The organism is Desmonostoc vinosum, assembly GCF_059505385.1.
Map to the genome: position 1 here is coordinate 23,951 of NZ_JCACKM010000045.1, position 24,256 is coordinate 48,206.

Below are 24,256 nucleotides of genomic sequence, written 5' to 3' on the forward strand. Positions count from 1 at the left end.
TCTCATGCAAGAAACACAGGTTATCTCAAGCAAGCAACGCCTTGTATGTTCTGTTTGTAATTATCGAGTTAATCCAAATCATAAATCTGCATTTTATACCTTTCCTTGTAGTATCAGATCCTTAATGGACGAAAAGTTTAAGGTTTGGCGATGTCCTGATTGCCAAACGATTCATTGTTTGGATGTTGTGGATCTTGACTATTACTACTCCAAATATCCTTTTTCTGAAGCTAAATTAGTTTGGCCGCTACGAATTTTTTATGACAATCTTCTTTGTCAGTTAACTAAACATGGATTTTCTAAACAACATTCATTTCTCGATTATGGCTGTGGAATTCATGGTCTGTTTGTAAAATATCTGCAACAACGGGGCTTTATTAATTCTTATGGATACGACCTCTACGCACCTGTGGATGGATTAGGCGATCGCGCATTTATCGAAAGTAGAAAATTTGATTATATTTCTACCCAGGATGTGATCGAACACGTTGAAGATCCCAATGCTTTCTTAAGTTATATAGACAACTTAGTAGCTCCTGGTGGTTATATTCTGATCGGTACACCTAACGCCGCTAATATCGATCTCAACCAACCAGATATAGCAGACCACTATAACTCTGTACATGTCCCTTACCACCTTCATATATACACGCGAGAAATCATCGAATCCTTGGGGAAAGCGCAGGGATGGAAACCTGTAGACTTCTTTGATCGCAAATATGACGATACACCTTGGTTCTGTTTGAACAACCGAGCTGTAAACGCCTACATGAGTGTCTTTGACGGTTCTATGGACGTTCTTGCTGAACCACTTAGATTAGGAAAAGCATTCACCTCTTATCAATTCCTTTTCTGGGCAATTTTTGGCTATTGGTTCAGTCTCCATGCTGGCATGAGCATCATGTTCCGCAAAAGCGTTTAATCCGAGTATTTTTTAGAAAATTTATTTATGAAAACAATGCAATCATCCTCATATCCAAAAGAAAAATTTGTGATTAACGTGATCGTTGGCAAAGGCGGTGGTGGACATTACGCTACCTATCATGCCATCCGTGCTGTTGCCGAACAGCAACAACTGCCTTGGCATTTCCAAGTCACTGACATGGACAACATTGCAACAGATTTAGCGCAACAAAATAAGGTCAAGAACGCTTATGAAATGCTGGGCTTTTCTGGACATGAATTGTACAATCGAATGCAGAAAAGTGGCTGGACGTGGCTTTGGCCATTGAAGATGCGCCTCAATAAATTCTTGGTAAAACTAAATTATGATGCTGGGGTAAAATTTTTTGAGGAATACTGGCAAAAGCAGCAGCCAGACTTAGTGGTTTCTGTCATGCCGTTGTTTAACAAAGCACTATCAGAAAGCTTACAAAGGGTAAAACCAGGGACTCCATACGTAACTGTTCTGATAGATTTTGCCGATTATCCGCCTGCATTTTGGCTTGAACCCCAAACAGAGAATTACACAGTCTGCGGAAATGAGAAAGCTGTCGAGCAAGGGCGTGCTTTGGGTGTGAAAGAAGATCGGATCATCCAAACATCTGGTATGGTGATTCATCCGCGTTTTTATGAATCTTTAGAGGGCAATGCCTGCGGCGGGCTACGCCTACGCGCTACTGAAAGACAAAAATTGGGTTTAAATCCAGACTGTCTGACTGGAGTTGTCATGTTTGGTGGTAATGGTTCCAAAGCCATGCTGGAAATCGCCAAACGTTTGGAGTGTTTTGGAGAAAAACTACAACTGATCTTTCTGTGCGGACGCAATCAAGAATTAGCAGAAAGTCTACGCAACAACCAAGGTATCCAAAAAAGGTTTGTCACCACCTTTACCGAAGACGTTCCTTATTACATGCATCTTGCCGACTTTTTTATTGGTAAACCAGGCCCTGGCAGCCTCAGCGAAGCGTTGACAATGCAGCTACCAGTGATCGTAGAACGGAATTTTTCCACACTTATCCACGAACGCTACAACACTAATTGGGTTGAACAAAAGCAAGTAGGTTTAGTGCTACGCAATTTTCGGGATATTCAAAAAGCAGTTGAGCAGTTTTTAGAGCCGAAAACTTTTGCTCACTACGTCGCCAATGTTGCTGCTTTAAACAATCGTGCCGTGTTTGAAGTTGCTGAAATTTTGCAGAAAATTCTTGCTACTAAGCTGTTCCACATATAACTTGCATAATTAGGGCGGGCAAGATGCCCACCCCACAAGAGTTTTATTTAATTTGATTATGTAATTTAGATGTTTTTTAGCTTAGCGACAAGACAATAGTTAAATAATTCGTAATGACGCTCCTTCGTCGCTACCGCTGCGCTAACGTAATTCGTAATTAAAGAAACAATTGAATTGAGTTTGTGATAGCGATGAGTTGAGTCAAATCAAATGGACTCACCGCGTCCCCGCGTCTTAAGAGCGGTTTGAACTATGCAAATTAAAAGCGCAACAGCTTAGAACAAATTATATCTACGAGAAAGCCAGTGTGGCTGGAATAAAAATATGGTTATTGAACCCAAGTTTAAAAAAGAGTTTGTGATTAATGTTGTCACCGGAAAAGGTGGTGGTGGACATTACGCCACCTATCATGCCATCCGTGATGTTGCCGAACAACAGCAACTACCTTGGCGTTTCCAAGTTACCGATATGGACGACATCATGGCGAGCATGACAGAACAAAAAAAGGTGGTAAATGTTTACAAGCTATTTGGATTTTCTGTACATGAATTGTACAACCTGATGCTGAAAAGCGGTTGGACATGGCTTTGGCCGTTACAGATGCGCCTTAATAAACTTCTTGTCAAACTCAATTACGATGCTGGTGTCAGGTTTTTTGAACAATATTGGGATCAGCAACAGCCGGATATGGTGGTTTCCATAGTAACGATGTGTAACAAGGTGTTATGGGAAAGCTTGCAGAGAGTCAAACCAGGCACTCCATATGTAACTCTGCCGATAGATTTTGCCGATTATCCACCCGGATTTTGGATAGAACCCCAAACAGATAATTATACGGTTTGTGGTACTGAAAAAGCTCTGGAGCAAGCGCATAGTTTGGGTGTGAAAGAGGAGCGGATTATTCAAACATCCGGCATGGTGATTCATCCGCGCTTTTACGAACCCATGAAGTGCGATCGCGCTACTGAAAGACAAAAATTGGGTTTAGATCCAGATTGTTTAACTGGAGTTGTCATGTTTGGTGGTAATGGCTCCCAAGCCATGATAGAAATTGCCAAGCGTTTAGAGTGTTTTGGAGAAAAACTACAATTCATTTTTCTGTGCGGACGCAATCAAGAACTTGCCGAGACTTTACGCAACAACCAAGGTATCCAGAAAAGGTTTGTCACCACCTTTACCGAAAACGTTCCTTATTACATGCATCTTGCCGACTTTTTTATTGGCAAACCAGGCCCCGGTAGCCTCAGCGAAGCTTTAGCGATGCAGCTACCAGTAATTGTGGAACGCAATGCTGCCACGCTTATCCACGAACGCTACAACACTGATTGGATTGAACAAAAGCAGGTGGGTTTGGTTCTTCGCAGTTTTCGAGATATCCACAAAGCTGTTGAACAGTTTCTAGAGCCGGAAAATTTTGCTCTTTACCATGCCAATGTCGCTGCTGTGAAAAATCTCGCTGTGTTTGAAGTCGCTGAGGTTTTGCAGAAGATTCTTGTTACTAGCGATAAGACAACAGTTACAGAGCTGGCTTGAAAAATCCGTTATGGTTAGGCAGTTAATGAGGGCTACTTAAGCAGATTTTGTCATGGCAATGAATTGAGTTGATTCAACATCCAAAGAAGTATGTATGGAATTAATCAAAAATAAATTACCAGTAAATCACATCCAATCATTAACACCTTTGCGAGGTATCGGAGCGCTGTGCATCGTTGCTTGCCATTATCTTAATTTATTCGCATTGGCTGAGCCAAAATATAACCTTCAGCCACAATTTTTGGCACAACTGATGGAGAAAGGCTATCTATGGGTAGATTTTTTCTTCATATTGAGTGGCTTTGTGATTTTTCATGTCTATCATACAAGATTTAGCGAAGGGCTAAACAAGCATAACTATAAACAATTCCTGGTAGCGCGTTTTGCAAAAATTTATCCACTTCATTTGTTCACGCTGCTCTGTTTGGTGGCATTACAGTTGCCAATATACCTTGTAGAGCCAAAATATGCCTTTTCAGAGGAACATTTTCCTTTGATTGGACTATTGACTAATCTTACCTTACTAGGTGCTGTCGGGAACCTTCCATACGGCTGGAATTCCGTTTCTTGGGCAGTAGGGGCAGAGTGGTACACTTACATAATTTTTCCTTTTTTGCTGCCTCTGTTTTTGCGGAACTCTTCACAGAGAATTTTGCTAAATTGTTCAGTTCCAATAGTTTTATTACTTGGATTATCAAGGCTGTCTATACAGATGCCTGGGACTTTGCTTTTACAGCTTGATTATGGTCTTTTCCGTTGTTTACTTGACTTTACATTAGGTATAGGAGTCTACCAGATTTATCAAAAGGGTTGGTTGCGTCTTTTTTTTATAAGTGATTATAGCTTCTTACTAGCTTGGATTTGGATAATAACAGTTATATTAGCTAGGGGTCATGATGTCTGGACAATACCCGGTTTTGCTCTTCTTTTAATTTCAGGAGCATTGAATAAAGGAAAAGCAGCGAAAATATTAAATGTAAGAGTATTGATATTTATAGGCGAAATTTCCTACTCAATTTATTTAGTTCATGGTGTAATTAGAATTTTAATTGTCCTTTTTAGTTATGCTTTTTGTGGGGAACTTTTTTGTTCAGGTTTCACACAAATACAGCTCTATTGGGGATTGTTTTGGTTTACTACTATCACAATCATTTTTTCCAGCCTTGCGTACTATGCAGTTGAAGTTAAGTCTAGAAAATATTTACTTAAAAAGTTGCAGTAACTACTCAAAACTTTTCTGAAAACTCAAAAATATTCTTTACTAAAGGTTGCTGATTTCTTGCAGCAGATTCTCGCTACTAGCAACAAAAAACATTTACAGAAAAACTTGCATAGAGGTACTGAAGGTAATGGATCGAAGTCGGATTAAAGCTATCACACTGACGGCAATGTGTTTCGCCCTGTTCATAGCTATTATTGACGATACTGTATTAAATGTAGCTCTTCCCCAAATTCAGACAAGCTTGGGTTCTAATGTATCAGGGTTGCAGTGGATTCTCAATGCCTACACTCTGCCTGCGGCTAGTTTAGTACTCACGAGTGGAACATTAGGAGATATCTATGGGCGCAAGCGGGTGTTTTTGACGGGACTGCTTATCTTCATGATCGCTTCTATAGTCTGTGGTCTTGCCCCCAATCTCAGTATTTTGCTGACTGGAAGAGTTCTTCAGGGCATCGGTGCTGCTGCCTTAATCCCGACTTCTCTATCTATCATTACTGATACTTTCCCTGAACCGAGGGAGAAAACAAACGCGATCGCCATTTGGTCTGCGGTATCAGGACTTGCTCTCATTGCTGGCCCCGTTCTTGGTGGACTACTTGTAGATGTCTTCGGGTGGCAGAGTACGTTTTTTGTGAATATACCGTTTGGGGTGATTGCCTTTGCAATTACTTCTCGTTTTGTTAAGGAAGTCAAAAATCTGAAGAGGCAGAATATAGATCTGCCAGGTTTAGTGCTGAGTATAATTTTTTTGGCTTCGCTTACCTACGCATTAATTGAGTCTAATACTGGGGTGTGGCGATCGCCACTTATTTTCTGGTCGCTGACAATTGCCGGACTTAGCTTTTTAGCATTTTTGCTTGTTGAGTCCCACAGCAGCCAACCGATGCTACCACTAAGGTTGTTTAAAAACCCAACTTTTGCTGTAGTCAATGTCGTTAATGTTTTGGTGTTATTCACTTTCGTTAGTTTGCTTTTTATTTTCAGCCTATTTTTGCAGCAAGTGCAGGGATACTCTGCGGTAGCGGCTGGTGTGCGCTTTTTACCGATGAATGGGTCTTTTGTAATCGCATTGCTCGTTTCTGGATGGCTTGCTAATAAGCTAGGGTGGCGCTTCACAATTGCGGCAGGATTGATCCTAGCGTGTGTGGCTACGTTATCATTTATCCACATCAGTGCTGATACTGAATATGGAGCATTTTTGTGGAAACTTGTTCTTTCTGGCTTCGGCGCTGGTTTGGTCGTGCCTCCCTTAGGAGCAGCAGCTATGAGTTCTGCACCCTCGACTCAATCGGGAATTGCCTCAGCAGTACTCAATACCAGTAGTCGTCTCGGTGGTGTTTTAGGAATTGCCCTCCAAGGAACAATTCTCACCCAAAGACTGGCTTCAGATTTGAAGCGATCGCTCTCTGCTTGGGGCCTACCCTCAAATCTGCAAGATCGACTCATCACTGATGCTTTGCACGGTGGAATTAAAGTTCCCAGTGACTTGCCAATCAACATATCAACCCAAGCTATGCATCAGGCAATTAGCAATGCATTTGTATCGGGTCTACACACAACTGTGGTTGTAGGTAGTATTGCCCTGTTAGGTGGAGCATTGTTAATTCTGGCGTTTGTTAAACCAACTTTTAGCCAAATTAGTAAAAATTCCGTTACATAAGACTTAGACAAAATTTGACAACCTATACTTTGCTTCTTTGAATTTGTCCTACCAAATTTGCAGTAGATTCATTTGGTACACAATTCAGAGCCATTGCAGGTATTTCATCTGCAATTTCTGTATAAAGTAACGCTAGCACTGTCAGGCGATCGTCTGGATTCAAACTCTGAAATTTGGATACACTAGTTTCTAAGAAGTTGAGATTTGTAGAAGTCATAAACACCTCAGATTAATTAACTAAAAATCAGCTAAAGTCACATATTTAAAGGCGAATTGCAATTATAGAGGTAAGTAATATTTACTAAACCTGATATTCTTTGCAATGTTTATTTTCAATAAATCACAAAATTTCAGTATTGAGTGAGAAATGTAGTTTATATTTAAAACTGGCATAAATGTAATTAAATCTACAAGCTTGTAAATGCAAACGATATTAATGACACATCTGATATTTTTGCACTTTAAGTTTTAAATAAAACACTATGAAAAGACAGAATATTAATATTGCATAATCAACTAAAAGATAGATGATTTAAATAGCGTTTTAAGCTAATATTTTTATTAAGTAAACAAAGGGCGTTGTGACTTTAAGGTGCAACTATCCTCAAGATCAACATAATACACAATCACAGAGTAGAAAACAAACTTTTACTCTGTGATTATTTATGATGGGGTTAAATCCCCATTACAAAACTTAATTACGAATTACGAATTATTTAAGAGACATTGCTCTTATTAGACAATTATTCTGTTGTTCTCCGAAATCTTACTGAAAATTTATTCTAATTTTATAGAGGCGAGGAGCGATCGCATTTCTGGTTTCTGTTTTTGAAACGTATTCACCCAATTTAGACTGATTTTCTCTTGAATACTGGCAATATTTTAGATTATTTTATTCGACGTGATGGCGATCGCCAATAATTCTGATTTTGCAATATTAAGTATGACAAGTATAATATGTGCCGCATGATCGCCAATAATTCTGATTTTCTTATTTTGCGCGATCGCAACGCACAATTGTGAATTCTTCGGTCATAAGCAAGATGACTCTCGCACCACAGACTAGTAAGATTGCATACTGATGAATTCATCAGAATCTTTTTGTAAGGGAGTTTGACATGACTTTGGCCAGTCTTCCGCAAACAAAGCCTTTAACAGATGAAGAATTGCAGAAAATCAATGCCTACTGGCGTGCAGCTAACTATCTTTCAGTCGGACAGATATATTTACTCAACAATCCTCTGCTGAGAGAACCGCTGAAGATAGAACACGTCAAACCTCGATTATTAGGTCATTGGGGTACAACACCTGGATTAAACTTTATCTATGTTCACCTGAATCGAGTTATCAAAAAGTACGACTTAAATACAATTTACATTGCTGGGCCCGGTCATGGTGGCCCTGGATTGGTAGCCAATACTTACTTAGAAGGAACATACAGCGAGTACTACCCTAATATTTCCCAAGATGTTGAGGGAATGCAGAAACTCTTCAAACAGTTCTCTTTCCCCGGTGGCATTCCCAGCCACGCCGCACCGGAAACCCCTGGTTCCATACACGAGGGTGGCGAACTTGGTTATGCCCTCGTTCATGCTTATGGTGCAGCCTTTGATAACCCTGACTTAATTGTTGCTGCTGTTGTTGGTGATGGTGAAGCAGAAACAGGTGCTTTAGCAACGAGTTGGCATTCCAACAAGTTTATTAATCCGGTGCATGATGGTGCAGTCCTCCCCATTCTGCATTTAAATGGGTATAAAATTGCTAACCCAACTTTATTAGCACGTTTAAGTCATGCAGAATTGGAGAGTTTATTTGTTGGTTATGGTTATAAACCATACTTTGTAGAAGGTGCAGATCCTACAGATGTACACCAGCAAATGGCAGCAACTCTCGATACGGTAATTACTGAAATTCAAGGTATCCAAAGAGAGGTGCGAATACACGGTTTTACTCAGCGTCCTCAATGGCCGATGATTATTCTCAGAACTCCTAAAGGTTGGACAGGCCCAAAAGATGTAGATGGGAAAAAGACTGAAGATTATTGGCGATCGCATCAAGTCCCCTTCGGTGAAATTGCCAAAAATCCAGAACATCTCAAACTTTTAGAAGAATGGATGAAGAGTTACAAACCCGAAGAACTCTTTGACGCCAACGGCAGGCTAATCCCACAACTAGCAGAACTAGCCCCTCAAGGACATCGGCGTATGGGTGATAATCCTCACGCTAATGGCGGTACCTTGCTGCGGGATTTAAAAATGCCTGATTTTAAAGACTATACCATAGATGTTCCTGAACCAGGAGAAATTGAAGCTGAAGCGACCAAGATAACAGCAAAATTCCTCCGGGATGTGATGAAACTCAACCTAGAAAGCCGTAACTTCCGTATCTTCGGCCCCGATGAAACCCAATCCAATCGTCTAGATGCAGTATTTGAAGTCACAGATAGGACTTGGACTGCTCAAATCCTGCCAGAAGACGAACATCTATCCCCCAACGGTCGGGTGATGGAAATTCTCAGTGAAACTAGTTGTCAAGGTTGGTTAGAAGGCTACTTACTTACAGGTCGTCATGGGTTCTTCTCCTGTTATGAAGCCTTTATCCACATCATTGACTCTATGCTTAACCAGCACGCCAAGTGGTTGAAAACTACCCGCCACATTTCTTGGCGTAGACCAATTGCCTCGCTCAATTACTTACTTACCTCCCACGTTTGGCGACAAGACCATAATGGTTTCTCCCACCAAGACCCTGGTTTTATCGATCATGTACTCAACAAAAAAGCCGAAATTATTCGCGTATATCTTCCCCCTGACGCCAACACCTTGCTATCGGTAACTGACCATTGCCTCAAGAGTCGTAACTACGTCAACGTCATTATTGCTGGTAAGCAACCAGCACTACAATACCTCGATATCGATGCAGCTATTAAACATTGCACCAAAGGCATTGGTATATGGGAATGGGCAAGTAACGACCAAGGTAGCGAACCAGATGTAGTCATGGCTTGCGCTGGAGATGTACCTACTCTAGAAACCTTAGCTGCTGTGGATATTCTGCGTCAGCATTTCCCTGACTTAAAAGTGCGAGTAGTTAACATAGTCGATTTGATGACACTACAGCCAAAAAGCGAACATCCCCACGGTTTGAGTACCAAAGACTTTGACACAATTTTTACCACCGACAAACCGATCATTTTCGCTTTTCATGGTTATCCTTGGTTGATACATCGCCTAACTTATCGCCACACCAACCACAAGAACTTGCATGTACGTGGTTACAAAGAAGAAGGAACCACCACTACTCCTTTTGACATGGTAGTTCTCAATGACCTCGATCGCTTCCATCTCGTAATGGACGTAATTGATCGAGTACCCAAACTAGGTTGCAAAGCAGCCTACGTTAAACAGCAACTCCAAGACAAGCTAATTGAACACAAACACTACATCACCGAGTACGGCGAAGATATGCCAGAAATTCGTAACTGGAAATGGCCGTATTAGGGGGACGCGGGGACGCGGGGACGCGGAGAATAATCAATGACGTTTAATGTGAATTAGAAGCTGAAACCCTGTTTCTTGGTGTAGAGACTCGCCATGGCGCGTCTCTACAAAGCGCAAAATCCCTGATGTAGCATTGATTTTTATATTTCACATCAGGCGTCAATGACAAATGACAATTCCCAATTCCCAATTCCCGTTTAATGTGAATTAAGTTGGGAAAAATTGGTCTTGCTGATGTCATAAATCTTTGCCCTCACCCTAAATCCCTCTCCCAGTTTGGGAGAGGGACTTTGAAATTGCTCCTCTTCTCCCACACTTGGGAGAAGAGGTTGGGAGATGAGGGCTATTGTTGCATTCATCAACGGTATTCTAATTCACATCAGACGTAATTCCCAATCCCCAATCAATCATAAGAATTGAGAATCTTTATATATAATCTTATTTAATTTGTATTATGTGCTTTTTTATACTTGTATTCTGTAATAAAAAGGCTGAATCTCCTAATTTGCAAAGCAAATTACTAAAACAGGAGTCAGCCCAATAGGAGCAGAAGGTGTGTTACTACTTTGCAAGTAACTTAAGCCTATCATAAACTTATTGATAATAGATGGCAATCTTATCGAGATTTTTATCTACGCCATAAATAATATTAAGAGTCGATATGGCTCAAATCTAGCTTTTTCAGCAAATTATTCAGTATTATATTTAAACTTTATAAAAGTTTACTTTTTGTAAGCGATAAATACTTGCAATAAGTCTGGTAGGATATTCCAAAGATTATTGAGATAGATATGCATTAATTTGATTGGATATCTCAGCTAATCTTAAACTTTCTCAAGAGGCTACACCATGACAAGCATGGCTGTTCAAACTCCAGAGTCGATTCCCTGGTGGGCAGGGAACGCTCGGTTAACAAACCTTTCAGGACGACTTTTAGGCGCTCATGTTGCTCATGCAGGATTAATTGTGTTGTGGGCAGGAGCAACAACTCTGTTTGAGCTGGCTCACTTCAACACCTCAAAACCGATGTATGAGCAAGGCTTAATTCTTTTGCCCCACCTGGCAACTCTTGGCTGGGGTGTGGGCAATGGTGGACAAATTATTGATACCTATCCCTATTTTGCAATTGGAGTCATACATTTAATTAGCTCTGGGTTTCTGGGTTTTGGTGGTATTTTTCATGCCCTGCGCGGCCCTGCCATTTTAGAAGAGAGATTTTCTTTCTTTGGCTATCGCTGGCAAGATGCGGATAAAATGACGACTATTTTGGGTATTCACTTGATATTGCTAGGTTTGGGGGCTGGTTTGCTGGTTGCCAAAGCCATGTTTTTTGGGGGTTTGTATGATTCTAATATCGGTGAAGTACGAGTAATTTCTCATCCTACTTGGAATAGTGCGATCGCTTTTGGTTATCTTGTTGGTAATGGTGGTCAGCACTGGATAGCTGGAGTCAACAATTTAGAAGACTTAGTTGGCGGTCACATTTGGGTGAGTATTCTTTGTCTTGCGGGCGGTGTCTGGCACATTACTACTCAACCTTTTGCTTGGACGAAACAGCTATTTATCTGGTCTGGAGAAGCTTATCTTTCTTACAGCTTGGGTGCTTTAGCTCTCATGGGTTTTATTGCTGCCTATTTTGTCAGTGTCAACACATTAGCTTACCCAGTTGAATTTTACGGGCTAGCCTTAAATATTGGGTTTGACCGCTTTCCTTACTTCCAAAGTAGAAATTTACTTTCCTCACGCGTTTGGCTAGCAAATGCTCACTTCTGGCTAGCCTTCTTCTTTCTTCAGGGACATCTCTGGCACGCCTTACGCGCTGCTGGATTTGACTTTCGACTGGGTAAAGTTATGCGTGCAACTCGTGGGGAGACAATGTAATCATGACAACTACGGTAAATACAGCACCACAGGAATTTGGTTGGTGGGCAGGTAATGCCCGATTTATTAATTTGTCGGGTAAACTTCTGGGCGCTCACGTTGCCCATGCGGGGTTAATTGTCCTTTGGGCGGGTGCAATGACCCTATTTGAAATTACCAAATATGACCCCTCTCAACCAATGTATGCACAGGGATTAATTCTACTACCCCATCTCGCAACTCTTGGATTTGGTGTTGGTGAAGGTGGACAAATTATTGATACCTATCCCTATTTTGTAATTGGCGTTTTACATTTGGTGAGTTCCGCAGTCTTGGGTGCTGGTGGTATTTACCATGCTCTTTTGGGGCCGGAAGTGTTACCAGAAGAAAAAATGACATTTCCTGGTTCTTTTGGCTACGACTGGCAAGATGAAGACAAAATGACCACCATCATCGGCATTCATCTGCTGTTGTTGGGCTTGGGAGCTTGGTTACTGGTAGCAAAGGCGCTGTTTTGGGGTGGTCTTTACGACCCGGCAGTAGAATATGTACGGGTAATTACTGACCCAACACTCAATCCTGGTCGCATCTTTGGCTATCTCTTCGGTTCGTTTGGCACTCAAGGCATGGCAGCTGTTAATAACCTAGAGGATGTTGTTGGTGGTCACATCTGGGTGGGATTACTTTGTATTGCCGGGGGATTTTGGCACATCTTCTCTAAACCCTTTGCTTGGGCTAAGCAAGTACTGTATTGGTCTGGTGAGGCTTACCTATCCTACAGTTTGGGTGCTTTAGCATATATGGGTTTTTTAGCAGCCTACTTTGTGACTGTCAATGATACTGTTTATCCCACAGTTTTCTATGGGCCATTGGGGTTGAGTACTACCGCTGCGGGAGTAATTACCAGTCGTACTTGGCTCGCAACTACTCACTTTGCTTTGGCAGTTGTATTTCTCTCTGGTCACATCTGGCACGCCTTGAGAGTTCGTGTGATTGCTGCTGGACTGAATTTTCAGCAGGGGGTTGTTAATGCTGCGGGGATGCCAGAAATCGGGAATTTTGATACCCCAGTCAATGCTTCTGATATTACGCTGAGGTTTTTAAGTAATCTTCCTATTTATCGCCAGGGGTTGTCTCCTTTCTCACGCGGGTTGGAGATTGGTATGGCACATGGCTACTTTCTGCTTGGGCCATTCGTCAAATTGGGCCCGTTGCGGAATACAGAGATGGCGAATCAAGCAGGGTTATTGGCTACTATCGGTTTGCTGTTGATTTTATCGATTTGTCTGTGGCTATATGGCAATGCATCTTTTAAACAAGGTCAAACTCCTCAAGGAGAACTACCGGAAAACATGAAAACAGTTAAGTCTTGGAGCGAGTTTAACGCTGGTTGGACAGTCGGTAGTTGTGGCGGAGCTTTGTTTGCCTTTTTGTTGGTAAGCAATAGCAGTTTATTTTTCTGAATTGTACAGCACTCTAGAACTGGAGTATTCAAGAACTGGCGTTGCATAATTGCAGCGAACTTACAGGAGATTGCGGGTAAATGAGGTACAAGTTTTAAGAAAAAAGTCATGTAAAAAAAGACTTTTAACTCTGTCCTCTGCGATGCCTGTATTTATCTCTTAAAATCATCAAAACTAAATCTCAGGTGTTAATATGTCCACAAAAATTGGTTTGTTTTACGGTACTCAAACTGGCAGAACTGAATCTGTTGCGGAAATGATTCGAGATGAATTTGGTAGTGATGTTGTGACATTACACGATATTTCTCAAGCAGATGCTGCGGATTTTGAGGAGTATCAAAATATCATTATTGGCTGTCCTACTTGGAATATTGGTGAACTTCAAAGCGATTGGGATGGCTTTTTCCCTGACCTTGACGAAATTAATTTTAGTAGTAAAGCTCTAGCCTATTTTGGTGCTGGAGATCAGGCTGGTTATGCTGACAATTTCCAAGATGCAATTGGAATTTTGGAAGAAAAGATTTCACAATTGGGTGGTAAAACTGTGGGGTATTGGTCAACCGAAGGTTATGATTTCAATGAGTCTAAAGCTATTAGAAATGGTAAGTTCTGTGGACTAGCAATTGATGATGATAATCAATCTGACTTAACAGATGGGCGAGTCAAGGCGTGGGTGGCTCAGTTGAAAAAAGAATTTGGTTTGTAGAGATTTTTTAATAGCAAAGATTAGGGGTTAGGGGCTAGAGTATACCTGATAATGACTTCTCCCCCTGCTCCCTGCCCCCTCTTATGGGTAGGTTTTTTAGATTTCGCGTTTTGGTTGACGCGCTTACGCGGGGACACAGGGACGCGGAGAAAGATTTCGGAACAAAAAAATAGGTTTTTTCAGACTGAATATGAAAAACCTACCCTTGAAAGCTCCCTGCCCTTCTGCCTTAAAAGCGATGGGATATTTATTTACTTGGAAGTCCCTTATGTCTGATTCGTTCGATGTTCTGTGGTTGAATGCTAGTCCTATTTTGAAGCGTTTTGATCGCCCTTTACTTCAATATTTAGCTGGGTATATGCAGATTGCCCAATGGGAATATCACCAAACCAAAGATGAAGCTAGTTCTATAGAGCAATCTGTCGCGCTGTTGCATGAATTTTTAGAATCATACCCCAATCCAATACATTTGGCAGGTCATGGTTTAGGTGGAACGATCGCTTTAACTTTTGCCCGTCGATTTCCTAAAAAAGTGCGATCGCTAACTCTACTAGCTGTAGCATCTCAGCCTGCAAACACTTGGCATGCCCACTATTACTTTCAACGACAGCTTTTTACCATCAGCCGTGAGCAAGTTTTAGCTAACACTGTCCGCAGTTTATTTGGCAATCAATCCTCTCATACAACTAAGAAGTTAGTCTCCGTTTTGGATAGAGATTTAGAACAATCTCCCTCACAACACTCTCTATTCAAGTTGTTTGAGCTACCTAAAGGTGGAGTTGCTATGCCTATGATGGTGTGTGGTTGTGTAGATGATCCAATAGTTAGTTCTACTGCATTGCATGACTGGATGAATTGGTTAAAGCCAGAGGATTATCTCTGGGAATGCTCACAAGGACATCACTTTTTCCATTATTTTTATCCCCAACAGGTTGGCGAACAAATAATCAGTTTTTGGCAACGCCATCATCCCCAATCATTGGCAACATCTGCATTGTCAGCACTTTCTAATTAAAAACTGTAGTAAATGTACCGCTCAGCATCCTTACTTTATCATAGGATTTTTCTGTGGGACGAGATGCCATTTTTTATCGGATTTTCCAGCTTTATCCCAAGTTGCTCTTTGATTTAATAGAACAACCACCAGCTACTGCGGAAAGTTATCGATTTGAATCGGTGGAAGTTAAAGAACCAACATTTCGCATTGATGGCGTATTTTTACCACCACCTGAAACCTCACCCAGGATTATCTTTTTTGCCGAGGTGCAATTTCAAAAAGACGAACTTTTGTACTATCGCTTTTTTTCAGAATCGCTGCTTTATCTGTATCGCAATCCATCACTCTATGATGATTGGTACGGAATTATTATTTTTCCGTCTCGCAGCTTGGAACCAGAAAATATCACTATTCATAGATCACTACTAGGCGGTTCACAAGTACAACGGATTTATCTAGATGAGTTAGGTAGCTTTGATGAGCAAAAAGTAAGTATCAGTTTGATGCAGCTAACTGTTGCCTCAGAAGTTCAAATAGTTGAACAGGCGAAACGATTAATTACACGTGTGCAACAACAAGATATCAGCGTCTCACAGAAGGATGACATAATAGATTTAATAACAACAATCGCTGTTTATAAATTTGCTAACCTAAGCCGTGAAGAGGTAGAAGCGATGTTAGGAGTTAAGTTAGAAGAAACTAGAGTTTATCAACAAGCTAAAGCTGAAGGACGCGAACAAGGACGCGAACAAGGACGCGAACAACTAAAACTCGAACTCATACCTCGGATGCTAGAGCGTGGTATGACAATGGAGGATATTGCTCAATTACTGGGTTTAAGCTTGGAACAAGTGAGACTTGCAATTCAGCAAGAATCCTCAGAATAAATCTGATAACTATCATAATTTTAATGGCGATCGCCCTCGCAATTAAGTCTCATACTGACTACAATACCGCGATCGCTTGATACTAAAACTTGACACCATAAAGCGATCGCTGTTACCAGTTGATGGCTATTTTTTGCTGAGTTGCGATCGCAGTTTATTTAATTATTACTTTTTGTAAATTACGGCTCTATTTAAGAAATATTTTCAATAAAGTAATTTGTAAGTTCAATAATTAGTAATTATTATCAACAGATTAAGAGTGTAAAAGATTTGCCAAAGTTTGATCGATTGCTCTCTAATATCAGACTTTTCAGGTTGATAGACATACAAAAAGCCTGCTGGCGATTTCTCTTACAACATTTATCTGCTGAAATTAAGTACCAATTATTTAACTATTTTTAGCAACAACTTTAACCGTGAAGTAATGCAGACATACGACAATCCCAACGTTGAATATGATTGGTGGAATGGCAACGCCCGTTTCGCCAACCTCTCTGGTCTATTTATTGGCGCTCATGTAGCACAAGCGGCACTAACAACTCTGTGGGCAGGGGCGTTTACATGGTTTGAACTCTCTCGCTACAACCCCAACATACCCATGGGAGAACAAGGGTTGATTTTATTACCCCACTTAGCCACCTTGGGCTTTGGTGTGGGTGCAGGTGGTCAGGTAGTGGATACTTATCCCTATTTCGTGATTGGAGCTTTGCATTTAATCTCTTCGGCTGTACTGGGTGCAGGTGCGCTGTTTCATACCTTCAAAGCTCCAAAAAACTTGAAAGATGCTACCGGCAACGCTCGGAAATTTCACTTTGAATGGAACAACCCCAAACAACTCGGTTTGATTTTAGGACACCACTTATTGTTTTTGGGTGCAGCAGCTTTACTGTTAGTGGGAAAAGCTATGTTCTGGGGTGGACTGTATGATTCCACAATTCATGATGTCCGGCTTGTTACTAGTCCAACCCTCAACCCCTTCGTGATTTATGGCTATCAAACGCACTTTGCCAGCGTCAATAACTTAGAAGATTTGGTTGGTGGTCACATCTATGTGGGCATCTTGCTAATTGCTGGTGGAATATGGCACATTATCCAAGAGCCTTTACCTTGGGCGAAAAAGCTCTTAATCTTCTCTGGTGAAGCGATTCTTTCTTATTCTTTGGGTGGTATTGCCCTAGCCGGGTTCGTTGCAGCTTACTTCTGTGCAGTGAATACCCTAGCTTACCCTGTGGAATTTTATGGAGCGCCCCTAGAAGTAAAACTTGGTGTGAGTCCCTATTTTGCTGACACCGTGAAATTAGCCAATGGTGGTTATAGTGCCAGAGCATGGTTAGCAAATGCTCATTTCTTCCTGGCTTTCTTCTTCTTGCAAGGGCATCTGTGGCACGCGCTACGAGCTATTGGCGTTGACTTCAGACAAGTTGAAAAGTCCTTAAATGCCATGACTAGCGAGTCTTAATCAGTGAGGCTGCAAGATCCCCGACTTTTACCCTTTGGGAAGCCACTCTTTGAATGTCTACAAAAAGTCGGGGATTTGACCATTGCTCAGGACTCAGTACTTTGAAGGATATGCAATTATGACAATTTCTACTGAAAAAACCTTTGCAGCAAACACAGATTTATCGTGGTTAGTTGGGAATGCTCGTTTAATTGATTTGTCTGGTCAATTATTAGGCGCTCACATAGCTCACGCAGGCTTGATTATGTTTTGGGCAGGGGCAATTACAATCTCTGAAGTGACGCGCTTTGTCCCTGGTGTACCAATGTATGAGCAAGGGTTGACTTTGTTACCCCACTTAGCAACTTTAGGCTGGGGTGTAGGCGCTGGGGGGGAAGTGGTAGATACTTATCCCTATTTTGTCATTGGGATTTTGCATTTAGTTGCTTCTGCTGTATTGGGTGCAGGTGGGCTTTTTCATGTTTTTCGCACTCCTCCTATTTTGTACAACAGTGGTGGACAAGCAGCGAAATTTCACTATGAATGGAATGACCCCAAACAATTAAGTTTAATCTTGGGTCATCACTTGATTATTCTGGGTTTTGGGGCATTTTTCCTAGTGCTAAAAGCTATGTTTTTTGGCGGAATTTATGATACTCATCTAGGAGATATTCGCCTAATTAGCAATCCTAATTTAAACCCAACAACAATATTTGGCTATTTATTTGGTCTCAAAGATGGTAGCTGGAATATTTTAGGTATGGCAAGTGTGGACAATTTAGAAGATGTGATTGGTGGTCATATTTGGATTGGTTTAATTTTGATTATTGGTGGTGTGTGGCATATTCTTGTACAACCTTTTGGTTGGGTAAGGCGAATTTTACCAATAGAAAATGGTGAGGAAATTCTTTCTTACAGCTTGTTGGGATTAGCTCTGATGGCTTGGATTTCTGCGGTTTTTGTGGGTTATAACACAACAGTTTTCCCACCAGAATTTTATGGCTTGGAGCGCTTAGGATTGGCAAATATTCAGTTTTTTCTGGGGATTTTGGCATTTGGAGGTTACGTTTGGCATTCGTGGCGATCGCGTCAAACAAACACTTAATTCGGTTTCCCTCAACTCAAGCTAAATAGTACTTGATGCCTGCGGTTACAAGTAGTTGGCTGCGGGCAGTTTTTTGAAATTTGTCTGAGGATTAAGTCATGTTAGCGATGATTTTTTGCGCTTGCTGTAGTTGGACGTTGATGATTTTATTGGCTGGAAGTTTTTGGTTAACTTTGAAAAAGGGGGCAAATCATCTCAAAAGATTGCATCAAATCCCCTGTCATGCTTGTGAATATTTTACTAACGACTACCGCCTCAAATGTACAGTACATCCCAAAAAAGCTTGTTCTGAGCAAGCGATCGGTTGTATCGATTTTGAGCCGAGAACTTCTGCCTGTAATGCTTGCCAACAAAGTCGGCGAAAGCTATTTATCAAATAAATCTTAATTTTGTAGTTTGAAAAGTTTTGGGCGAATATAATTCGCTACTACACAAGCGAAGTCCACCTCCGTGGACTAACAGAAAATCAAGGTCTTCAAACCCACTTGCGTGGGTTTTGTTTGTGTAGCCAAGCCAGTGCGTTGGGGAAACACTGCGTTGCGCGGGTTCCCAAGGCACTCCGTTGGGCGGCTTTGCCGACTTGAAGGAAGTGCCGTTGCGTTGAAGCAAGTGTTGTCGGCTTTGCCGACTTGTAGACGCCCGGAGGGCGGCTTCCCACAGGGTAGCAACTGGCGCACGATTTCTAATCGCCGGGGCTAGTTTGTAGCGCTCCATGTTTTGAAATCTTTCCCCGCGTCCCCACGTCGATCAAAACCTTAAAAGATGCCAAGTAAATATGCGTTAGCCAACTAAGACTGTCAGGATCATAAAGGAAAGACTAAAAGACAATTCTTGTGACTTTCTCCTTTTGTTCCACCTACCACAACAGGAGGCTTGAGCTTGACTAAGTTAAAAGTTGGTATTAATGGATTTGGTCGTATCGGACGGCTAGTGCTTCGTGCTGGTATCAGCAACCCAGATATCGAATTTGTGGGAATTAATGATCTAGTACCACCAGATAACCTTGCTTACTTATTGAAATACGACTCAACCCACGGTAAATTGAAAAGCAAGATTGAAGCAAAGGACGATGGCATTGTCATTGATGGGCACTTCATTCCTTGCGTCTCTGTGAGAAATCCCGCAGAATTACCTTGGGGAAAATTAGGTGCCGATTATGTTGTTGAGTCTACAGGACTTTTCACCACTCATGAAGGAGCAGCAAACCATCTCCAGGCAGGTGCAAAGCGGGTAGTGATTTCTGCTCCCACTAAAGACCCCGACAAGGTTCCGACTTTACTTATGGGTGTCAATCATGACTTATTTAACCCTAGTAAAGATCTGATTGTTTCTAATGCTAGCTGTACCACAAACTGTCTAGCTCCGATCGCTAAAGTCATCAATGACAACTTTGGTTTAACTGAAGGCTTGATGACCACAGTCCACGCCATGACTGCCACTCAACCTACTGTAGATGGCCCCAGTAAAAAAGACTGGCGGGGTGGTCGGGGTGCAGCCCAAAATATCATTCCTTCCTCTACAGGCGCAGCGAAAGCAGTGGCATTGGTTTTACCAGAGTTGAAAGGCAAATTAACTGGTATGGCTTTTCGTGTTCCCACCCCAGATGTTTCTGTAGTTGATTTAACCTTCAAGACTGCTAAAGCTACCAGCTACAAGGAAATTTGTGCAGCCATGAAGCAAGCTGCTGAAGGGGCGCTAGTAGGTATTTTAGGCTACACAGATGAAGAAGTAGTTTCCACTGATTTTCAAGGTGATACCCACTCCAGTATTTTTGATGCAGGTGCAGGTATTGAATTGAATTCCAACTTCTTTAAAGTAGTTGCTTGGTATGACAACGAGTGGGGCTACTCCAATCGTGTAGTTGACCTCATGTTATCGATGGCACACAAAGAACAACTTGCTGCGGCAGGAGTTACGGTTTGATCTGAAATTGGTCATCCCTTCTCCTGGCAAAGACGCTACGCGTAAGCTAATCCCGCAGAGTAAGACTTCGCTCAGAGCAAGTGGTCATCGGTCATTGGTTGCGAACTGTTGACCGTTGACTTTTGGGATTTGGGTTAAATGGTACATACCTAATGGGACTTAATCAAAAGGACTTTTACATGTAGCAGTCTGAAATGATTTGTGAAATATTTTTCATTTGGCTGTCATTTGTCTTTTGTTAATGACAAATAATCAAGGACGGCCATAACGAGAATTTTCACAACTAAAAGACGATTGCCATAGCACCGAAGTGATATGAAACCCATGTGAATTTGGACACCTACATATCAGATTAAAACCTGGAAATCCGGCTAAAATCTGACTTTCTTAAATTACGAATTACGAATTACGAATTAATTAGGTGTTCACATCGCAAGTGATATGAAACCCATGTGAATTTGGACACCTACATATCAGATTAAAACCTGGAAATCCGGCTAAAATCTGACTTTCTTAAATTACGAATTACGAATTACGAATTAATTAGGTGTTCACATCGCAGGTTATAAGGCTAAAACCCAAGCTGTTCCTTAACCCCTAATCCCCTATGCGTCGAACCAAAATCATTTGTACTGTCGGCCCGGCTACGTCTGCCCCTGAAAAGTTGCAAGGACTAGTAGAAGCTGGAATGAATGTGGCACGGTTGAACTTTTCTCACGGTGCTTATGAATTCCACGCCCAAACTGCTCAATATCTCAGGCAGATTAGCGCTGAACAACATAGGCCGATCGCAATTATGCAAGATCTGTGTGGCCCCAAAATTCGCTTGGGTACTTTGCCGCCAGAGGGGCTAATGGTCGAGGCTGGGAGTGAAGTTACTTTTGTCTTGCAAGAAAAGGGTAGTAGTGTTGATGAACTACCCTTACCGTTGCCGACCTTATTCGCAATGGTCAGACCGGGTGAACCGATTTTGATTAATGATGGTCGCGTCAAGTTGATCGTTACTCACCGCGACGCCGATCGCATCCGGGCAATGGTCAAAATCGGTGGGTTGATTTCCACTCACAAAGGAGTCAACTTGCCTGAAACACCTTTGCCCGTCAGTTCCATCACCGAAAAAGACTTGATGGATTTGCGCTTTGGGATTCAGTTAGGCGTAGATTGGGTAGCGGTTTCCTTTGTGCGATCGCCACAAGATTTAGAACCCGCTCAACGGATGATTGAAGCAGCAGGCGCGTCAATTCGCTTAATTGCCAAAATCGAAAGAGCTGAGGCTGTAGAACAGTTTGACTCTATCCTCAAAGTTGCCAACGGCATTATGATTGCCCGTGGCGATTTAGGGGTGGAAATGCCAATTCACGAAGTCCCTTTGATTCAAAAAGAGATTATTCGTCGTTGTAATCAAGCAGGCAAACCAGTGATTACAGCAACACAAATGCTGGAGTCGATGATTAGCGCCCCCGACCCCACCCGCGCCGAAGCCACCGATGTTGCCAATTCCATTTTGGATGGTACGGATGCAGTCATGCTCTCTGGTGAAACTGCCGTGGGGCAATATCCCATTGCCGCGGTTCAGATGATGCACAACATTGCCGTGCGAACAGAACAGTCTTTGCATGAAGGTAGCAATCATTCTTGGTGTCATGAAGCAGGTAGCCTCAGCGTCACTGAATCTGTAGCCCAGGCGGTATGTCGCATCGCCTATGAAACAGGTGCTAGGGCAATTCTTTGTAATACCACCTCTGGCAGTACGGCACAATTAGTATCTAAGTACCGTCCAACTACGCCCATTATCGCCCTCACACCCGATGAAACCGCTTACCGCCAGTTAGCGCTTTCTTGGGGTGTAGAACCTTTACTCATTCCCCCAGTTCACAACGCGGAAAGCATGTTTATGAACGTAGTAGACACAGTTGTAGAGATGGGTTTGGCAAGTAAAGGCGATAAGGTAGTAATTACCTCTGGCGTCCCAATTGGTAAATCAGGAACAACTAGCTTAATTAAAGTGCATTCCGTTGGACAGCCAATTCTAGCTTAGTGGTATGAGAATGGGGAGTGGGGAATGGGGAATTGGGCTTGTAGTTTTATTTTTCAAAGGTGCAACTTTCAGGTTCAAAGGCTCAACTGTCAGGCTCAAAAACTTTTCATCTCCCGGTTGCTGAGTTTCGGCTACAATCAACTACCGCGTACCCCTACGCTTAGCATCTCCGACAGGAGAAATCAAACCACATCCCTCATAAATGTAGTTTTTCCACATTCAATCCAAAAAGTCTATTTTGCCGTTTTGAAATCTTTCCCCGCGTCCCCCTTCGGGTGACGCTCGCAAGCTCGCTAACGCTGCGCTAACGCAGTCGCCTGCGGAGGGAAACCCTCCTGCAGCGCTGTCTCACCGCGTCTCCCCATCCCCGCGTCCTCCTCACCCCCACTAGGCAATGGTTAAAAAAAACTGCCAGAATCAGAATTGTAGGGGAAAAGAATGAGTTTAAAGAAAAGGGAATTAAGTAAATCCTAAACAAACACTACGGAGTATTTTATGTCTAAAAACTTACTGGAACAATTGCGAGCAGTAACCGTTGTGGTTGCAGACACAGGAGATATCCAAGCAATTGAAAAGTTCAAACCTCAAGATGCCACTACCAATCCCTCACTAATTACTGCTGCGGCACAGATGCCGGAATATCAAGAGATTGTTGACCAGACTTTACTCCAAGCCAAAAAGGATGCCGGAGCTACAGCCACCCAAGCACAGGTGGTTTCTTTGGCTTTTGACCGCTTAGCAGTGGCTTTTGGATTAAAGATTTTGCAAATCATTCCCGGTCGCGTGTCTACAGAAGTTGATGCTCGTTTATCCTACAACACAGAAGCTACCGTTACTAAAGCACGGGAGTTGATTGCTCAATACAAAGCTGCTGGAGTTGACCGCGATCGCGTGTTGATCAAAATTGCTACCACTTGGGAAGGAATTCGCGCTGCGGAAATTCTGGAGAAAGAAGGTATTCATTGTAACTTAACATTATTGTTCGGTCTGCATCAGGCGATCGCTTGTGCCGAAGCTGGTGTCACCCTCATTTCTCCCTTTGTAGGACGGATTCTTGACTGGTACAAAAAAGACACTGGACGGGATAGCTACCCCTCCGCTGAAGACCCAGGTGTATTATCAGTCACCACAATCTACAACTATTACAAGAAATTTGGTCATAAAACCGAAGTTATGGGAGCTAGCTTCCGCAACATTGGCGAGATTACCGAACTTGCCGGCTGTGACTTGCTAACCATTTCTCCATCGCTGTTAGGAGAATTGCAAGCCACAATTGGCGAACTACCCCGCAAACTCGACCCCGCCAAGGTAGCAAATCTGGAAATTGAAAAGATATCCATCGACAAAGCTACCTTTGATCAGATGCACACCGCTGATCGTATGGCATCCGACAAACTAGCAGAAGGAATCAAAGGTTTTACCAAAGCATTAGAAGACCTGGAGAAACTGCTAGCAGAAAGACTAACTCGTCTTGAAGGAGAAGTAGTGGCTAGCCATTAAAATTTGGCTAGCTACTTCGATAATTAGCTTAGTAGGGTGCGCTATAGCGAAGCGAAACACACCGCCAATGAAACCAACAGGGTGCGTTACTTCGTTAACGCACCCTACTAATATTAATTTGAGCGTTTATTAACGAGTTCCGTGGGTATAAGTCCCCTGGTTCCATAACCGACAAGTTTTGTAATGGGGATTTAACCCCCATTACAAAACTTAATTACGCACTTCGTAGCGTAAAGCCTGCGGCATAGCTT

Annotated in this window: 20 protein-coding genes; 17 read left to right on the top strand and 3 right to left on the bottom strand. The window is 42.2% G+C overall.

Annotation, left to right across the window (positions count from 1 at the left end):
* The first annotated feature begins 4 nt into the window (after window positions 1–4).
* From AC5JMF_RS07790 to AC5JMF_RS07810, 5 genes are all read left to right on the top strand, one after another.
* Window positions 5–922 carry a class I SAM-dependent methyltransferase gene (locus AC5JMF_RS07790; protein ID WP_495795132.1) on the top strand — a complete coding sequence of 306 codons (918 nt, stop codon included), beginning with the start codon at window positions 5–7 and terminating at the stop codon, window positions 920–922.
* Between the two features lie 27 nt (window positions 923–949).
* Window positions 950–2,173: an MGDG synthase family glycosyltransferase gene (locus AC5JMF_RS07795; RefSeq protein ID WP_495795133.1), complete on the top strand. Its 1,224-nt coding sequence runs from the start codon at window positions 950–952 to the stop codon at window positions 2,171–2,173.
* Between the two features lie 324 nt (window positions 2,174–2,497).
* The gene (locus AC5JMF_RS07800) at window positions 2,498–3,706 is read left to right on the top strand and encodes a glycosyltransferase (RefSeq protein ID WP_495795134.1); all 1,209 of its coding nucleotides are present in this window, start codon (window positions 2,498–2,500) and stop codon (window positions 3,704–3,706) included.
* 94 nt (window positions 3,707–3,800) lie between these two features.
* A complete protein-coding gene (locus tag AC5JMF_RS07805) occupies window positions 3,801–4,928 on the top strand; it encodes an acyltransferase family protein (RefSeq protein ID WP_495795135.1) in 1,128 nt (375 codons plus the stop codon).
* Between the two features lie 127 nt (window positions 4,929–5,055).
* On the top strand, window positions 5,056–6,588 hold the full coding sequence (locus AC5JMF_RS07810) for an MFS transporter (protein ID WP_495795136.1): 1,533 nt from the start codon (window positions 5,056–5,058) through the stop codon (window positions 6,586–6,588).
* 22 nt (window positions 6,589–6,610) lie between these two features.
* Here the strand turns inward: AC5JMF_RS07810 and AC5JMF_RS07815 are convergent, their stop codons facing one another.
* Window positions 6,611–6,805: a hypothetical protein gene (locus AC5JMF_RS07815; protein ID WP_495795137.1), complete on the bottom strand. Its 195-nt coding sequence runs from the start codon at window positions 6,803–6,805 to the stop codon at window positions 6,611–6,613.
* A 670-nt stretch (window positions 6,806–7,475) separates the two neighbouring features.
* On the bottom strand, window positions 7,476–7,679 hold the full coding sequence (locus AC5JMF_RS07820) for a hypothetical protein (protein ID WP_495795138.1): 204 nt from the start codon (window positions 7,677–7,679) through the stop codon (window positions 7,476–7,478).
* Between the two features lie 27 nt (window positions 7,680–7,706).
* Here AC5JMF_RS07820 and AC5JMF_RS07825 point away from each other — a divergent pair, with 27 nt between their 5' ends.
* The 9 genes from AC5JMF_RS07825 (at window position 7,707) to AC5JMF_RS07865 (ending at window position 18,924) form a co-directional block, all read left to right on the top strand.
* A complete protein-coding gene (locus tag AC5JMF_RS07825) occupies window positions 7,707–10,088 on the top strand; it encodes a phosphoketolase family protein (protein ID WP_495795139.1) in 2,382 nt (793 codons plus the stop codon).
* Window positions 10,089–10,946: 858 nt separating this feature from the next.
* Complete coding sequence (locus AC5JMF_RS07830; protein ID WP_495795151.1) at window positions 10,947–11,969, top strand: chlorophyll a/b binding light-harvesting protein; 1,023 nt, start codon at window positions 10,947–10,949, stop codon at window positions 11,967–11,969.
* Between the two features lie 2 nt (window positions 11,970–11,971).
* Entirely contained in the window at window positions 11,972–13,411 is a 1,440-nt protein-coding gene (locus AC5JMF_RS07835) for a chlorophyll a/b binding light-harvesting protein (RefSeq protein WP_495795140.1), read from the top strand.
* A 193-nt stretch (window positions 13,412–13,604) separates the two neighbouring features.
* Complete coding sequence (gene fldA, locus AC5JMF_RS07840) at window positions 13,605–14,117, top strand: flavodoxin FldA (protein WP_495795141.1); 513 nt, start codon at window positions 13,605–13,607, stop codon at window positions 14,115–14,117.
* Window positions 14,118–14,385: 268 nt separating this feature from the next.
* A complete protein-coding gene (locus AC5JMF_RS07845) occupies window positions 14,386–15,132 on the top strand; it encodes an alpha/beta fold hydrolase (RefSeq protein WP_495795142.1) in 747 nt (248 codons plus the stop codon).
* Between the two features lie 53 nt (window positions 15,133–15,185).
* The gene (locus tag AC5JMF_RS07850) at window positions 15,186–16,001 is read left to right on the top strand and encodes an Rpn family recombination-promoting nuclease/putative transposase (protein ID WP_495795143.1); all 816 of its coding nucleotides are present in this window, start codon (window positions 15,186–15,188) and stop codon (window positions 15,999–16,001) included.
* 424 nt (window positions 16,002–16,425) lie between these two features.
* Window positions 16,426–17,460, top strand: a complete 1,035-nt coding sequence (locus tag AC5JMF_RS07855; protein ID WP_495795144.1) for a chlorophyll a/b binding light-harvesting protein — start codon at window positions 16,426–16,428, stop codon at window positions 17,458–17,460.
* A 118-nt stretch (window positions 17,461–17,578) separates the two neighbouring features.
* Window positions 17,579–18,544 carry a chlorophyll a/b binding light-harvesting protein gene (locus tag AC5JMF_RS07860; RefSeq protein ID WP_495795145.1) on the top strand — a complete coding sequence of 322 codons (966 nt, stop codon included), beginning with the start codon at window positions 17,579–17,581 and terminating at the stop codon, window positions 18,542–18,544.
* A 98-nt stretch (window positions 18,545–18,642) separates the two neighbouring features.
* The gene (locus AC5JMF_RS07865) at window positions 18,643–18,924 is read left to right on the top strand and encodes a hypothetical protein (protein WP_495795146.1); all 282 of its coding nucleotides are present in this window, start codon (window positions 18,643–18,645) and stop codon (window positions 18,922–18,924) included.
* Here the strand turns inward: AC5JMF_RS07865 and AC5JMF_RS07870 are convergent.
* The gene (locus AC5JMF_RS07870; RefSeq protein WP_495795147.1) at window positions 18,917–19,258 is read right to left on the bottom strand and encodes a hypothetical protein; all 342 of its coding nucleotides are present in this window, start codon (window positions 19,256–19,258) and stop codon (window positions 18,917–18,919) included. The two genes, AC5JMF_RS07865 and AC5JMF_RS07870, sit on opposite strands and share 8 nt — an antisense overlap.
* A 165-nt stretch (window positions 19,259–19,423) precedes the next feature.
* Between AC5JMF_RS07870 and gap the strand changes: the two genes are divergently transcribed.
* From gap to AC5JMF_RS07885, 3 genes are all read left to right on the top strand, one after another.
* Window positions 19,424–20,467, top strand: coding sequence for a type I glyceraldehyde-3-phosphate dehydrogenase (gap, locus tag AC5JMF_RS07875; RefSeq protein WP_495795148.1), 1,044 nt, complete (start codon window positions 19,424–19,426; stop codon window positions 20,465–20,467).
* Window positions 20,468–21,074: 607 nt separating this feature from the next.
* The gene (pyk, locus tag AC5JMF_RS07880) at window positions 21,075–22,505 is read left to right on the top strand and encodes a pyruvate kinase (protein WP_495795149.1); all 1,431 of its coding nucleotides are present in this window, start codon (window positions 21,075–21,077) and stop codon (window positions 22,503–22,505) included.
* Between the two features lie 495 nt (window positions 22,506–23,000).
* Entirely contained in the window at window positions 23,001–24,005 is a 1,005-nt protein-coding gene (locus tag AC5JMF_RS07885) for a transaldolase (protein ID WP_495795150.1), read from the top strand.
* The last annotated feature ends 251 nt before the right edge of the window (window positions 24,006–24,256 follow it).

Excerpts from the sequence above, each read along its gene's own strand:
- AC5JMF_RS07790 (WP_495795132.1), top strand. The coding sequence starts at position 5 with ATGCAAGAAACACAGGTTATCTCAAGCAAGCAACGCCTTGTATGTTCT.
- AC5JMF_RS07795 (WP_495795133.1), top strand. The coding sequence starts at position 950 with ATGAAAACAATGCAATCATCCTCATATCCAAAAGAAAAATTTGTGATT.
- AC5JMF_RS07800 (WP_495795134.1), top strand. The coding sequence starts at position 2,498 with ATGGTTATTGAACCCAAGTTTAAAAAAGAGTTTGTGATTAATGTTGTC.
- AC5JMF_RS07805 (WP_495795135.1), top strand. The coding sequence starts at position 3,801 with ATGGAATTAATCAAAAATAAATTACCAGTAAATCACATCCAATCATTA.
- AC5JMF_RS07810 (WP_495795136.1), top strand. The coding sequence starts at position 5,056 with ATGGATCGAAGTCGGATTAAAGCTATCACACTGACGGCAATGTGTTTC.
- AC5JMF_RS07815 (WP_495795137.1), bottom strand. The coding sequence starts at position 6,805 with ATGACTTCTACAAATCTCAACTTCTTAGAAACTAGTGTATCCAAATTT.
- AC5JMF_RS07820 (WP_495795138.1), bottom strand. The coding sequence starts at position 7,679 with ATGAATTCATCAGTATGCAATCTTACTAGTCTGTGGTGCGAGAGTCAT.
- AC5JMF_RS07825 (WP_495795139.1), top strand. The coding sequence starts at position 7,707 with ATGACTTTGGCCAGTCTTCCGCAAACAAAGCCTTTAACAGATGAAGAA.
- AC5JMF_RS07830 (WP_495795151.1), top strand. The coding sequence starts at position 10,947 with ATGGCTGTTCAAACTCCAGAGTCGATTCCCTGGTGGGCAGGGAACGCT.
- AC5JMF_RS07835 (WP_495795140.1), top strand. The coding sequence starts at position 11,972 with ATGACAACTACGGTAAATACAGCACCACAGGAATTTGGTTGGTGGGCA.
- fldA (WP_495795141.1), top strand. The coding sequence starts at position 13,605 with ATGTCCACAAAAATTGGTTTGTTTTACGGTACTCAAACTGGCAGAACT.
- AC5JMF_RS07845 (WP_495795142.1), top strand. The coding sequence starts at position 14,386 with ATGTCTGATTCGTTCGATGTTCTGTGGTTGAATGCTAGTCCTATTTTG.
- AC5JMF_RS07855 (WP_495795144.1), top strand. The coding sequence starts at position 16,426 with ATGCAGACATACGACAATCCCAACGTTGAATATGATTGGTGGAATGGC.
- AC5JMF_RS07860 (WP_495795145.1), top strand. The coding sequence starts at position 17,579 with ATGACAATTTCTACTGAAAAAACCTTTGCAGCAAACACAGATTTATCG.
- AC5JMF_RS07865 (WP_495795146.1), top strand. The coding sequence starts at position 18,643 with ATGTTAGCGATGATTTTTTGCGCTTGCTGTAGTTGGACGTTGATGATT.
- AC5JMF_RS07870 (WP_495795147.1), bottom strand. The coding sequence starts at position 19,258 with ATGGAGCGCTACAAACTAGCCCCGGCGATTAGAAATCGTGCGCCAGTT.
- pyk (WP_495795149.1), top strand. The coding sequence starts at position 21,075 with ATGCGTCGAACCAAAATCATTTGTACTGTCGGCCCGGCTACGTCTGCC.
- AC5JMF_RS07885 (WP_495795150.1), top strand. The coding sequence starts at position 23,001 with ATGTCTAAAAACTTACTGGAACAATTGCGAGCAGTAACCGTTGTGGTT.